General features: G+C 65.0%; 12 protein-coding genes. 3 read left to right on the top strand and 9 right to left on the bottom strand.

The annotated features are described in order from the left end of the window. Positions 1–13: 13 nt before the first annotated feature. On the top strand, positions 14–919 hold the full coding sequence (locus CH251_RS00670; protein WP_094611372.1) for a cutinase family protein: 906 nt from the start codon (positions 14–16) through the stop codon (positions 917–919). Here the strand turns inward: CH251_RS00670 and CH251_RS00665 are convergent. Beyond that, positions 898–2,424, bottom strand: coding sequence for an MFS transporter (locus CH251_RS00665; RefSeq protein WP_094611371.1), 1,527 nt, complete (start codon positions 2,422–2,424; stop codon positions 898–900). The genes CH251_RS00670 and CH251_RS00665 overlap by 22 nt on opposite strands. Positions 2,425–2,524: 100 nt before the next feature. On the opposite strand from CH251_RS00665, the gene CH251_RS00660 reads away from it, so the two are divergent. Next, the gene (locus CH251_RS00660) at positions 2,525–2,821 is read left to right on the top strand and encodes a putative quinol monooxygenase (protein ID WP_094611370.1); all 297 of its coding nucleotides are present in this window, start codon (positions 2,525–2,527) and stop codon (positions 2,819–2,821) included. Here CH251_RS00660 and CH251_RS00655 read toward each other — a convergent pair. The 3 genes from CH251_RS00655 to CH251_RS00645 form a co-directional block, all read right to left on the bottom strand. Further along, entirely contained in the window at positions 2,756–4,261 is a 1,506-nt protein-coding gene (locus tag CH251_RS00655; RefSeq protein WP_094611369.1) for a phage infection protein, read from the bottom strand. The two genes, CH251_RS00660 and CH251_RS00655, sit on opposite strands and share 66 nt — an antisense overlap. Positions 4,262–4,348: 87 nt before the next feature. Next, positions 4,349–4,963, bottom strand: a complete 615-nt coding sequence (locus CH251_RS00650) for a histidine phosphatase family protein (protein ID WP_094611368.1) — start codon at positions 4,961–4,963, stop codon at positions 4,349–4,351. A 4-nt stretch (positions 4,964–4,967) separates the two neighbouring features. After that, positions 4,968–5,879 carry a LysR family transcriptional regulator gene (locus CH251_RS00645; protein WP_256978733.1) on the bottom strand — a complete coding sequence of 304 codons (912 nt, stop codon included), beginning with the start codon at positions 5,877–5,879 and terminating at the stop codon, positions 4,968–4,970. Positions 5,880–5,961: 82 nt separating this feature from the next. Here CH251_RS00645 and CH251_RS00640 point away from each other — a divergent pair, with 82 nt between their 5' ends. Further along, entirely contained in the window at positions 5,962–7,188 is a 1,227-nt protein-coding gene (locus CH251_RS00640) for an MFS transporter (RefSeq protein WP_094611367.1), read from the top strand. On the opposite strand, the gene CH251_RS00635 is transcribed toward CH251_RS00640, so the two are convergent. The 5 genes from CH251_RS00635 to lysX all read right to left on the bottom strand — a co-directional run bounded on the left by CH251_RS00635 (position 7,177) and on the right by lysX (position 13,671). Continuing rightward, positions 7,177–7,623 (bottom strand): DUF4190 domain-containing protein, encoded by a 447-nt coding sequence (locus CH251_RS00635; protein ID WP_094611366.1) that lies wholly within the window; start codon positions 7,621–7,623, stop codon positions 7,177–7,179. The genes CH251_RS00640 and CH251_RS00635 overlap by 12 nt on opposite strands. Before the next feature lie 51 nt (positions 7,624–7,674). Beyond that, positions 7,675–8,076, bottom strand: coding sequence for a PPOX class F420-dependent oxidoreductase (locus tag CH251_RS00630; protein WP_094611365.1), 402 nt, complete (start codon positions 8,074–8,076; stop codon positions 7,675–7,677). A 172-nt stretch (positions 8,077–8,248) separates the two neighbouring features. Beyond that, complete coding sequence (locus CH251_RS00625; RefSeq protein ID WP_032378786.1) at positions 8,249–9,253, bottom strand: beta-ketoacyl-ACP synthase III; 1,005 nt, start codon at positions 9,251–9,253, stop codon at positions 8,249–8,251. 100 nt (positions 9,254–9,353) lie between these two features. Then, positions 9,354–10,250 (bottom strand): alpha/beta fold hydrolase, encoded by an 897-nt coding sequence (locus tag CH251_RS00620; RefSeq protein ID WP_179273666.1) that lies wholly within the window; start codon positions 10,248–10,250, stop codon positions 9,354–9,356. Between the two features lie 109 nt (positions 10,251–10,359). Further along, entirely contained in the window at positions 10,360–13,671 is a 3,312-nt protein-coding gene (gene lysX / locus CH251_RS00615) for a bifunctional lysylphosphatidylglycerol synthetase/lysine--tRNA ligase LysX (protein WP_094611364.1), read from the bottom strand. Positions 13,672–13,904 lie beyond the last annotated feature (233 nt).

Genomic DNA, 13,904 nt, shown 5'->3' with positions numbered 1-13,904 from the left:
AGGCCCCCTCCCCATGAGTGTCAAGAAGATCTGCGCCGGTATCGGCGTCGCTGCAGCTGTGGCATCCGGAATCGTCGTCGGAACGGCTTCGCCTGCCGCCGCGGACCCGGCCGATTGTCCGACGATGTACGTCGTGGCCATTCCGGGCACTTGGGAGACCAGCTCGGGTGCGGCCCCCAAGCCGGGCATGCTCACCGACGTCACCGATCGTCTCGGGAGCGACATCCGCACCGACTACGTCTCGTATCCCGCGACCGCGTTCCCCTGGGAGGGCGAGGTGTACGGGCAATCGCGTGCCGAAGCCGTAGCCAACGCGGGCGGGATGCTGAAGGCGATGGCCGATCGTTGCGGCGCAACGAAACTCGGCATCATCGGGTACAGCCAGGGAGCCGACGCGGCCGGCGATCTCGCCGCGGCCATCGGCACCGGAGTGGGCGTGGTGCCCGCGGACAAGGTGGTGGCGGTCGGCTTGATCTCCGACCCGAAGCGCTCCGATACCGATGCTCTGGTGGGGCCGGCGGTGGTCGGCACCGGGGTCGGCGGACCCCGCGTCGGCGGATTCGGCTACGTCAGCCCCGTGGTGCGCACGTTCTGTGCCGTCGGCGACCTGTACTGCTCGACGCCCAAGGACGATTACGTCGCGCGGCTGGCCGGTTTCCTGGCCGTCTCGTCCAATCCGGCACCGAACGTCGCCGATCAGTACTCGCAGGAAGCGCAGTCCCTGATCGCGGACCTCGCAGCGGCCGGTGGTCTGCCGGTGCTGCAGGGCCAGCTGTCCGATCAGGCGAACGCTCAGCGTCAGCGGGAGATCGAGGCGTTCTACCGCTCCGGTATTCACCAGGAGTACCAGAGCTACGACGTCGAGAACGGCCAGTCCGCAACCCGGTGGTTGGCACGCTACCTCTCCGACGCGGTCTGACGGCGTAGCAGCACGAAGACGGTAACCCCACTGACGGCCATCAGGCCTGCGCTCCAGCCGGCCGCGAGGTTGAAGCCGTCGACGAACGACGAGTTCGCGACGGTGGTCAGTTGCGAGGCGAACGGCTCCGGCAGGTAGTCGGCGACGGCGATTGCGCCGCCGATGGTCTCTCGTGCAGGGTCGGCAATCTCGGCCGGGGTGCCCGCGGGGATGGCGTCGTCCATGAGGTGGCGGTAGACGGTGCTGCCGATCGTGCCGAGGATCGCGATGCCGACGGCCCCGCCCAGTTCGGCTCCGGTTTCCGACAGTGCCGATGCGGCCCCGGCCTTTTCGGGTGCCGCGGCGGTGAGGACGATGTCGGAGTTGAGAGTCGACGCCGCGCCGATACCGAACGTCAGCAGAGCCATACCGGAGAGCAGCAATGGCAGTCCCGAGTCGCTGGTGACGAAGACCATTGCCACACAACCGAATCCGATGAAGGCCAGGCCGCACGCAATGATGGTGCCCGTGGGGATCACCTTGCTCATCGTCGGTGCCAAGACGGCTCCGGACGCTGCGGCCGCGGCGGGAATCAACAACCACAATCCGGCCTCGAGGGGCCCGAGCCCGACGACCAGCTGAAGGTACTGGGCGGCGAACAGGCTGAAGCCGGTCATCGCGAAGATCACCAGGAATTGCACGACGACGGCTGCACTGAAGGCACGTTCGGCGAACAGCGTCACGTCGATCAAGGGATGTGCTGCCTTCCGCTGCCGGATGACGAACACCGCACCGAGCGCCAGCCCGGTGAGGGCGGTGACGGTCGTTGCGGCGTCGATCCCCTCCTGCGCACCGTGTTTGATGGCGAAGACGATCGAGAGCATCGACGAGATCGCGAGGACCACGCTGATGGGATCGAACTTTCCGGGGTCGGAGTCCTTGAACTCGGGGACCAGCAATGGGGCGGCGACGAAAAGCACCACCATGATCGGGATGTTGATCAGGAACACCGAGCCCCACCAGAAGTGTTCGAGCAGAACACCGCCGATGACAGGGCCCACTGCAGCTCCACCGGCGAAGCCGGCAGTCCACAGGCCGATGGCTTCCTTTCGCTGAGCGGGGTCGTGAAACATGTTGCGGATCAACGACAATGTGCTCGGCGCAATGGTGGCTCCGCCGATTCCCAGCAGAGCGCGTGCCGCGAGCAGCATCTCGGGGGAGGTCGAGAACGTCGCGGCCAGAGATGCCGCGCCGAACACGACGGCACCGATCATGAGCAGGGTGCGCCTGCCGATGCGATCGCCGAGCGAGCCCATGGTGATCAGTAGGCCGGCGAGCAGAAATCCGTAGATGTCGAGAATCCACAACGACTGATTGCCGGTGGGTTCGAGATCGGCCGTCATGAACGGCAGGGCCAGGTACAGCACCGACATGTCCATCGATACGACGAGAATCGGCACCACCAGCACTGCGAGTCCGAGCCATTCCTTACCGGTGGCGCGCTGCTCGGTTGCCGTCTGGCTCACTGTTGCTTCCCTTCCCCCAATGGACACCTCAGCTTAGGGGGATCGGGAGTACGTTCGGTGGATAAACATGTGTCTCGCCGAACGAAGGAAACATCACCTCATGACCAACGATCTGAAGGTCGTCGCGACGATCGTCGCCAAGCCGGATGCCATCGACGCCGTGCGCGACGGGCTCTCGGCGCTGGTTGCCGAATCTCGGAAGGAAGACGGAAACATCTCTTACGAGCTGTTCGAGTCGGCGGTCGAGCCGGGCACCTTCATCACCATCGAGGTATGGAAGTCGCAGGAGGACCTCGACGGCCACATGCAGACCCCGCACCTGCAGCAGGCGCTAAGCGAGTTCGGTGCCCACCTCGCGGCGGCCCCCGCCATCCATCCCCTCCGGCCGGTCGGCTGACACACTCCGCACGCTCGCGTACACGAGTGCCGACACGGCGAGCAGAGCCACCGTGGCACCGATCGCGAGCCAGCCGGTCCCGCTCATCTCGCCCGACGCGATGACGCGGGCACCGGCGGCGGTGTAACTCATCGGCATGAAGGCGGCGAGGTCGCCCCAGATCGGTGCCGTCGATGCATATGCGAAGCCGCAGACGACGACCTGCACCGCGAGGGCGACGACGTTGACGATCTGACCGACCACCGCACCGAGCACGCGCTGGATCGCTCCCGCTGCCGCGAGGTAGGCCGCGGCGGAAACGATCAGGAAGACGCCGGCGCCGAGCACCGGCCCGACGGCGGCGTCGGTGGCGAACGCGAACGCGACTGCGGCGCTTACGCCCACTGCCGCGACTGCAGCTCCGACGGCGAGCCAGCGCGGCTTGCTGTCCCTACCCAACACGCGAACGAGGCTGACGCAGCCGAGAGCTCCGAGCGCGACCAGGGCGGCGATCAGATACGGCGTGGCACCGGTTCCGGTGCTCGACGACGTGGCGGCGATGTTCTGGTCCGAGGTGGCGTCGTCGGTGGCGGCCGCGGTTCCCTGCGGGAGTGCCGCGGAGGCGTCGCGCACGTTGGTGGCGATGCCGTTGACGATCCCCTCGACCGGCTTGACCGACGTCACGAGCTGATCGGTGCCGGCCTTGAGCTGCTGGCCACCGTCGTCGAGTTGGCCGAGTCCGTCCCGCAGCTGCACAGTGGCGTCACCGAGCTGTGCGGTGGCGCCGAGGAACTGACTGTTCGGATCGTTGAGCTCGGAGGACAGCTGCTGCGCACCACCCTTGAGGGTCTGCAGCTGAGCGAGGGTGTCGGGTCCGAAAGCCTGGGTGTTCAGAGTGTCGATGACCCCGCGGATCTCGCCGGAGATGGCGTCGGATCCCGGATGCGGGAAGCGATCGACCTGGTCTGCGGTGGCAGCGAGTTTGGCGGTGAAATCGGCCTGCAGAGCGCCGAAGCCGGCGAGCTGATCGACGACCTGGTCGACGCCACCGCTGATCTGCGACGCGCCGTCGCCGAGCTGACCGATGCCGTCGCGGTACTGCCCGAATCCATCGGCGAGCTGAATGGTTCCGTCGTGTGCCTGGGTGATGCCGTCGGCGAGCTGCCCGACGCCGTCGTTGAGCTGCGTTCCGCCGTCGGTCAGTTGGCCGATACCGCTGGAGAGGAACGTGATGGGCAACGATGCGCTGTTGAGGCTGCTCCTGGCCGCGGCCAGGGGATCTGCCGTCTGCTGGTCCGCTGCCGGTGCCTGCTCCGTGTCGGCGACGACGGTGGTGGTTGCCGTCGACTCGCCGCCGAGGTCGTAGCCGGTGCCCAGTGCAAAGGCACCTACCGCTACCAGAGGAAACGCCAGCGCAGTGAGAGCAACGGCAGGACGTCGCAAGATACGCAATTCACCCATGATGAGTTCGAGGCTAACCGCACGGTGCGGCCTCGCCGACCACTCGATGACCGTCGACGCCCCGTTTCATGCCCTCTACCTGGGAGTTTAAGAGCTCTCTGTGGATTGCCGGTTGCGGGGCAGCAGGTCCCACACATGCTCGGTTTCGTTCACCGAGGAGACCGACCTCGCGCCGCTCCGCGAGAACAGCACCCGCGTCACCGAGCAGTAGTCGATCGGGAAGCCGAGCACCTTCGGGGTCTGCAGAATGTCCTGCAGCAGGATGTTGATCACGCCGCCGTGGGCGAACAGTGCCACGGTGTCGGTGTGTGCGCTCGCCGAAACGACATCGGCGACACCGGCCAGAACTCGCTGCCGAAACGCCTGCTCGTCGACCTGTTCGGGAAGATGCCCGGCCTTGATGCGATCGAATGCCTCACGGAATTCGGTCTTGGCGGACTCGATCGGAACGTAGCCGCCGAAGTCGCGGTCGTATTCGGTCAGGCGATCGTCGGGTTCGACCGTCAGACCGAGCCGATCGGCAAGGGGTTGCGCAGTCTGGACGGCCCGCAGCTGCGAGCTCGAGACGACTCGGGAGATCGGGAACCGGGCCACGGCACCCGGCACCCGCTGGGACTGTTGGACGCCGAGGTCGGCGAGAGCGGGATCGGCCGAGGTCTCCGACCGTTGCGGGAGGGCATGCCGCACCAGAACCAATTGCATCGACTCACCTAATCACGAGTGTTCGACCGCTGCGCAGCACCATCGATCGAAATGCTGCCACCTGACGCGGCGAATCGGCCTGCGGATCCCACACCATGCCGATTCGCCTGCGTGCGGCCGGTTGGGTCAGTCCGATGTCCACCGTTCCGCCCTCGCCGCCGTGTGCGCGGATGCGAGGCAGGATGGCGATGCCGAGACCGGCTCCGACGAGTCCGCGCACCGTGTGAGTGTCCTGCCCCTCGAATGCGATGCGCGGGGTGAAGCCGGCGTCCGCCCACAGCTCGTCGCAGATCGACCGCATCCCGAAACCGTGGCCCATCGCGATGTAGTTCTCGTCGGCGGTGTCGGCCAGATCGACCGACCTGCGTGAGGCGAGGCGATGATCGGCCGGAACCACGAGCATCAGCCTCTCGTCGTAGAGCTGGAACGAGTTGTCGTCGGTGTGCTCGGCGCTGAGGGAGACGAGCGCCAGGTCCGCGACGCCATCGGCGAGACGGTCGAGGCAGCGTGCCCGGGCACCTTGGTCCAGATCGAACGTGACGGCCGGGTGGTCGACGCGGAACTGCCGGATCAGCGCCGGTACGACGTCCTCGCCCAGGGTGTTCTGAAACGCCACCGCGATACGGCCGCGGGCCCGGGCGTCGTGCTCGGTCATGGCGTCGATGCCGGCGTCGATATCGCTCAACGCCCGCTGGAGATACGGAATCAGCACGCGGCCGGTGCTGGTGAGCACGATGCCGCGACCGCGTCGTTCCACGATGTCGACACCCAGGATTGCCGAGGCGCGGGCGACCTGCCGACTGACGGTGGGCTGTGGAACGCCCAGGACGTGCGCCGCGTCGGTGATGTGTTCGGTGTCGGCCACCGCGACGAGGGTCGGCAGCAGCGGCAGCAGTTCGATCGCTTCACGACGCATCGTCGAATCATATCGGTGATGTATTGGTTTGGGAGTTCCCATGCATTGGACGAATACCGTGAGCACTTCTAACGTGATCTGCATGACTACGACGCAGCCCGAGGTGCTCGGATGGGAGGGACACCCCAGGGGGTCGCGCGAGTACCGCCGGCTCGTGCTGGCACTGCTGTTCGCCGGAGTCGCAACGTTCGCGCAGCTGTATTCGGTGCAGGGCATCCTGCCGCTCATCGCCGCCAATCTCGACATCACGCCTTCGCAGTCCTCGCTCGCGGTCGGACTCGCGACGGTCGGCGTTGCGATGTCGGTGATTCCTTGGTCGGTGGCGGCCGACCGCATCGGTCGTGTCCGCGCGATGACGGTGTCGATCCTCACCGCCACGACGTTGGGTCTGCTGGTTCCACTCTCGCCCTCGCTCGAAGTTCTGCTGGTGGTTCGATTCTTCGAAGGTGCTGCGCTGGGCGGACTTCCGGCCATCGCGATCGCGTACCTGAGCGAAGAGGTGCATCGCAAGCACACTGCCTTGGCCGCGGCGACGTACGTGTCCGGCACGACGCTCGGCGGACTGCTCGGCCGCATCGTCGCCGGACCCGTTGCGGAATACACCAACTGGCGTATCGGCACGTTGACCGTGTCGTTGATCGCCGCTCTGGCCGCCGCACTCTTCGTCTGGCTCGCACCTCGGCCGCGAACGACGCTCGTGCACAGCCAGATTCGTGACCTGCCCGGGCGGCTCTGGGTGAACCTGCGCGAGCCGGGGATGGCGGCACTCTACGGCCAGGGATTCCTGCTGATGGGCGGCTTCGTCGCGATCTACAACTACCTCGGATTTCGTTTGGAGGCCGCGCCTTTCGGGCTACCGCAGTCTCTGATCAGCCTGATCTTCGTGGCGTACCTCAGCGGTACGGTGTCGTCACGGGTAGCGGGCAATCTCGCGACGAAGCACGGCAGGTCGGTGGTGCTCGCCGGATCCACCGCGACGATGATCGCCGGGGTGGGCCTGACGATGGCGTCGAACCTCGCCGTCATTCTGACCGGCCTGGTGATCCTGACCATGGGATTCTTTGCCGCCCACGCCATTGCGTCGGGATGGACCGGACAACGTGCCGTCCACGGCCGCGCGCAGGCGACCTCGCTGTACAACCTGTTCTACTACGGCGGATCGTCCGTCGTCGGCTGGATCGGCGGCGTCGTGTTCCAGTCCCTGGGATGGAACGCGTTGGCGCTGTTCGTCATTGCGTTGGCAGTGATCGCAGGCGTGTGGGCGGCGTGCCTCAACGGCCGATTGGCGAAGCCCGTATCAGTAGGTTGACGTGTTTGCGGCAGCGATCGCAAAGATGACGATCGCACCCACGATGACCACGAACAGCGCGATCGACACGTATCCGACGATCAGGCCTGCCGTTGCAAACCCCGACCCGCCTTCGCCGGTGCGCTTGATCTGACCTCGCGAGATGTGGCCACACACCACCGCGCACACCGACGCAAGCAACGGAATGAACGTCAGACCGAGAATGGCCAACACGAGCGAGACAATCGCCAAGGTGTTGGTGGTCGGAGGGGCCTGATACCCGCCGGCATAGGGCGCATTCCCGTACTGGGGATTGGGGTACTGGGGGTTTTGGTATTGCGGGTTCTGGTACTGCGCGTTCGGATTCTGATAGGGCGGGTACTGCTGCCCGCCGTACGGCTGATCCTTGTTCGCTGCGTCGAACGGATCGCTGCTCTCACCCTGCGGATAGCCCATGGCGGGAGTGTGGCACCTGGAGACAGCAGCCGCAACCGTTCTCTCGCGACGCTACGTGCCGAGCTTGCCCCAGCCCACATAGGCGTCGACAGTGACGTATCCGGTCACGCGCGGCTGATCCCGAACCGGATACGGATTGCCGGTGTAATGCGTCGAGATGCGATCGATGTCGACCAGATCGGGGTCGTCCTGCAACTCGATCGAACCGTGCACTGTGATGTGGGTGTACCAACTGGCCTCGTCCAACACCGAAATCGAGACCTTCGGATTGGCCCTGATGTGCTCGAGCCGCTTCCGAGAAGCATCGAAATTGAGCACGATCTTCCCGTCCTCCCACAAATACCACGTGGGTGCGGTGATCGGCGTCCCATCTGCACGAACCACCGCCATGACCGCAGGATTCGCTTTCGTCAACATCTCAACAGCGGCATCGGGCAACGGAGGCTTGGGCATACGACAACAGTACGACCCGACCCCCGCCTTGGGTCCCGAATCGCCCCACAGCGTCCCCCGAGTCCACTCGATGTGCCATTGACTGCCGAAAAGGGCACTCAATGTCACATCGAGTGGACTGGGGTGGAGGGTGTGCACCCGGGAATTGGGTGCAGCGGGTGTGGATCGGCGACTACAGGTTGGGGAGTTTGACTACCTGTCCGGCGTAGGAGAGTCCGGCACCGAAGGCGAGCAGCAGTGCGGTGTCTCCTGCTTTTGCTTTGCCGGTGCGCAGTAGTTCTTCCATGGCCAGGGGGATCGAGGCTGCCGAGGTGTTGCCGGTTTCGGCGATGTCGTTGGCGACCGGGGTGCCGTCGGCGAGGTTCAGGCTTTTGGCCAGGAGTTCGGTGATGCGGCTGTTGGCCTGGTGGGGGATGAAGGCGTGCAGTTCGTCGGTTTTGATGCCGGCGACGTCGAGGACTCGCTGCGCGGCTTTGCCCATTTCGAATGCGGCCCAGCGGAAGACGGAGATTCCGTTCATCCGGATCCAGGGTCGCTCGAGGCCTTCTTCGGTGATGTAGTCGTACCAGTCGGTGGTCTGGACGATGGCGTCGGATTGCGAGCCGTCGGAGCCCCAGACGGCGGGTCCGATCTCGGTTTCGTCGCTCTGTCCGACGACCACGGCACCGGCGCCGTCGGCGAAGATGAAGCGGGTGGTGCGGTCGTAGGGGTCGGTGGTGACGCTGAGCTGTTCTGCACCGATGACGAGGACGTACTTGGACGTTCCGGCCTTGACCAGGTCCGATGCGACGGCGAGGGAGTAGCAGAAGCCTGCGCAGCCGGCGCAGATGTCGAATGCGGCCGGTCCCTTGGTGCCGAGTCCGTGCGCTACTTTCGCAGCTGCTTGGGGTGTGAGTTCGAGATGCGTCGAGGTGGCGACGATGACGGTGTCGACTTGGTCGGCCGTGATTCCGCTGGCTTCGAGGGCCTTACGCCCTGCCGCGATGGACATCTCGACGACGTTTTCCTTGGGATCGGCGAAGCGCCGGTTCTTGATTCCGGACCGCGTTTGGATCCACTCGTCGCTCGAGTCGATGAATTCACAGATCTCGTCGTTGGTCACGACTCTCTCGGGGCGGTGAACGCCGAGTCCGAGTAGTTTCGACTGTCGTCCCTGCGTCGTGCTGATCGCACCCATCTTCAATTTCCTCTCGTGCTACCGCGCCATCGCCGAGCTTCGGCTCGGGTCTTGGGCTACGGGCTCGGTGACACACGTTACGTGCGTCGCCTCGAGGAGTTCACACCAGTTCGGTGATGAGGGCCGCGACCTCGGCGGGCTTGTCGATCATGGCGTGGTGGTGGGCGGGCATGACGACGGTGAAGTCGGCACGCAGATACGAGGCCAGTTTGCGCTGAGTCTTGATCCATCGCTTGCCCCACGGGGAGGGTCGTCCGGTGTGGGCTGCGGCGACGATGACCGGAACGACGAGTGGCGAACGCTTTCGGAGTTTGTTCAGTTCGACGGCGAGATCAGGGTAGACGACGTCCTCCACCAGAGCGGCTGCGAGGTAGGTGGGTCGGCGATAGATGTCGTCGACCCAGTCGAACGTCTCCTGCGGTGTGCCGTCGGGCGGCGTCGCTTGATTGAGGACGCGGCGCACACGTGGTCCGACCAGCTTCTGCAGGCCGGTCTTGCTGAGAGCGGTTGCGATCACGTGCGCTGCCTCGATGCGCACGACGGCCGGGACGAAGCGTCGGGGGTCTGATTCGGCGCTGGAATCGAGCAACAGAATCCCGCGGATGCGCGACGGGTACAGCCGGGCGACGGCCTCTGCATAGAAGCCGGCAATCGAATGACCTGCGACGACGGCAGGCTCGGTGACGCCGAGTGCATCGAGGACGCCGATGATCCGGTCTGCCTCTCCGCGGACGGTGGGCGTGGCACCGACGGGCAGGGGGTCGCTGAGTCCGAAGCCGGGGCGGTCGAGAACGATCACGTGATGGTGGGCGCTCAAGATGTCGACGGTGTCGTTCCAGTCGAACCAGTTGCTGCCGAGGCCTCCGCACAGGACGACCGTGGGGCCGGTTCCGCGCACGAACAAGTGCAGACGTTGGCCGTCCACCTCGACGTACTGACCGGGAGGATGTTTCACGGGAAACAACGCACTGCGTTCGGCTCGATCCCCGGTGTCCATGTCTGGTTCTCCACGATGCTCTACCGACCTGTCGACTGTTTCACGGTCCAGTTTCCATCATTTTCCCGGTTTTGCACACTCGCCGTCGGGAACCGATTGCGGAGGAAGGTCATTGACGTGGCTTGGCCAGGGGAAATGCGAGGGTTTCGCGAATGCTGCCACCGGTGATGAGCATGACGACCCGGTCGACGCCCATGCCGAGACCGCCGGTCGGCGGCATCCCGTGTTCGAGCGCCTGCAGGAAATCCTCGTCCAAACTCATCGCCTCCTCGTCGCCGCCGGCCGCCAACAGCGACTGTTCGGTCAGGCGCCGGCGCTGATCGACAGGGTCGGTCAACTCGCTGTACGCGGTACCCAGCTCCACACCCCACGCGACGAGATCCCACTTCTCTGCAACGCCAGGAATGCTCCGATGCGGCCTCGTCAACGGCGACATCGACGTCGGGAAGTCCTTGTAGAAGGTGGGGAACTCGGTGTAGTCCTCGACGAGATGCTCGTACATTCCCTGCGCGACGGCCCCGGCATCCCAGGTCTTCTCGTACGGAATGTCGTTCTCGTCGCACAGGCGTTGCAGCTCCTCCAGTGGAGTCGACGGTTCGACGGGGACGCCCAACTTCTCGGCGACGGCACCGTGCAACGTCTTGACGGGCCATTCGCCGGAGATGTCGATCTCGATCATCTCCCCGTTGGGGCCGTCGGGGCGCAGGATGATCTCGCGTCCGTGCGCGGCGATGGCAGCGCGTTGAATCAGCTCGCGGCACAACACCATTGCGCGTTCGTAGTCGCTGTGGGCCTCGTAGGCCTCGAGGATCGTGAACTCGGGATTGTGCTTGAAGTCCGCGCCTTCGTTGCGGAACACCCGGCCGATCTCGAACACCTTCTCCATCCCGCCGACGCACAGGCGCTTGAGATACAGCTCCGGTGCGATCCGCAGGTAGAGATCGAGGTTGTAGGCATTGATGTGGGTGACGAACGGTGCTGCGTTGGCACCACCGTGGACCTGCTGGAGAATCGGCGTCTCGACCTCCATGTATCCGCGCTCACCGAGCGAATCACGAAGGGACTTCACGACATTCGAGCGGGCAATCATCAGTGCGCGAGCATCCCGATTGATCGCCAGATCCACGTACCGCTGCCGCACCCGAGCCTCGGGGTCGGTGAGGCCGCGATACTTGTCCGGCAACGGATGCAGGCACTTGGCGTTCATGCGCCAGTCGGTGGCCAGCAGAGAGAGCTCGCCACGCCTGCTGTACCCGATGGTGCCGCTGACCTCGATGAGGTCACCCAGGTCGAAATCGGCATCGAACTCTTCGATTCTGTCGCCGACGCGTTCGCGGTCGAACAGCACCTGGATATCGGCCGACCAGTCACGGACGACGGCGAAGGACACGCTGCCGTAGTCACGTATCCGAAGAACACGGCCGGCGATTCGCACCGTTGTGCCCTGCGGCGACGCCACCGCTGCCTCGACCGTGTGTGTCGGGGGATAGGCGACGGGATAGCCCTCGGTGCCCTCCCGTTCGAGGCGATCGAGTTTCGACATGCGTACGCGCACCTGGTCGGGACGCTTGCGGCCCGGTGTCGGCTCGTCCGGGACGCTGTCGGGGCCGCTGCCGTCGGGATGAATGTCGTCGGCGTCGGCCAGAGCCGCGGGCACCGCAACATGGGAGCCGGTGTGCTTCGAGGCACGCCGAAAGGTCGGAAGAGTCAAAAAGCCTTCGGCGATGGCCGACGCGACGCCGACCTTGGGCAACACCCGATTGTCGGCGAAGCAGAGGTAGCGCGGCTCCCATTCCGGAAGGTATTTGACGTTCGAGCGATACAGGGCCTCGAGCTGCCACCACCGGGAGAAGAACACCAGCACGCTGCGCCAGATTCGCAGCACCGGCCCGGCACCGATCCGGCTGCCCTCCTCGAACGCCGCGCGGAACACCGCGAAGTTCAGCGAGATCTTGCCGACCCCGAAATGATCTGCGCTGGTGGCGAGCTCGGTCACCATCAGTTCGATCACCCCGTTGGGCGACGCCGGATCGCGGCGCATCAGATCCAGCGACGCACCGGTGCGACCCCACGGCACCAACGAGAGAACACCGATCACCTTCTCACCCTGAACCGCTTGCACCAGTAGACAATCGCCGTCGAGCGGATCACCCAGCCGACCCAACGCCATCGAGAACCCACGCTCGTTCTCGGTATCGCGCCACGCATCTGCGCAGGCAATGATCTCCGACATCTCCTCCGACGAAATCTCTCGATGACGACGTACGGTGACCACGACACCCGCTTTACGGGCCCGGTTGACCGCCTGACGCACGGGGCGCATCTCGCGTCCATTGAGGTTGAAATCTTTGGTTTTGAGGATTGCTTCGTCGCCGAGTTCGAGGACGCTCAGTCCGGCCCGCTTGTACGCGGTCGCCCCGATCTCGCTGGCTCCCATGACAGCTGGAGTCCAGCCGTACTTCTCGGCCAGGTCCAGCCATTCCGAGATCGCATGCGGCCACGCCTCGGGGTTGCCGATCGGGTCACCACTGGCCAGACACACACCGACCTCGACGCGATACGTCACCGCCGCCTTGCCGCTGGTGGCGAAGATGACGCCCTTGTCGCGGCGGGTTGCGAAGTAGCCGAGGGAATCGTCGGCGCCCCACTTGTCGAGCAGACCACGCAGCGCGGACTCGTCGCGACCGGTGAGCGCGTTGCTCGAACGCTGCGACCGAAACAACGTGATGACCGCCCCCAGCAACGCCAACGCTCCGAACAGACCCAACGCCGTGTTCACGATTCCGTTCGGCCGGCCGTCGAACTGTTCGTTGTCCACCGTCGCCAACGCCGTCACGCGATTGAACGCCCACAGGAACGTCTGACTCTCCGGCAACGACCCGGGGAACAACGCAACCAGCGCCCACCCGATCACCGTCCCGACGGCGGCGCCGAGCACGAGCACCCCGAGCGCCTTCCACACCGCACCACGACGCACCCGCGTGTAGAACTCCTTGCGCGCGGCGATCAACAACCCCGTCACCACAACATGCACAGCGAGCGCAATCCACGAATTGACGTTCTTCTCCGTGATCCCCTCGACCACATTGGTGATCGCCAACAACACCAGATAGATCGTCAGCAACCACCACGCAATGCGCTTACGACTCGCCAACGCCGCCGCCAACAAACCGACCACCAGCGCCCACGACAAACTCGTATCGGGAGCATCGAAGTAATAGCTGTCCACGTACTCGCGCGGAACGTGAATCAGGAAGCGAAGAGTCGGCGACAGACTCCACAAGAACAACAGCACCGCGAACACACCGAGCACCAGCCCCGCGATATGCGGCACCTCACTCAACCGACCGCGCTCGGGTGGCACGAACGACCGCGGTGTCGTAGAACCGAACCGCTCCGAGGGAACTGCTGTCGCCGTCATATCTCACTCCCGAAGTCAGAATGCACTTGCAACGTAGACGGTATCCCCGCTGACACGAGTCAGTTGCCCATTGCCCGCACCCCCGTCCACTCAATGTGACGTTCAGTGGCCTTTTCGACGGTCAATGTCACATCGAGTGGACCCCAGGTCGGGCGCGGGCAGCGGATTCTCGGGTGCACTGGACCTTGGTACGGCGTCGCCTCGGCGCACGTGGGGTGAAGGTTTGTCCACAG

Origin of the sequence: Rhodococcus sp. 06-462-5, assembly GCF_002258315.1 — a bacterium.
Taxonomy (GTDB): domain Bacteria; phylum Actinomycetota; class Actinomycetes; order Mycobacteriales; family Mycobacteriaceae; genus Rhodococcoides.
The sequence above is the reverse complement of the archived record's forward strand: the minus strand, read 5'-3'. Positions and strand labels throughout refer to the sequence as shown.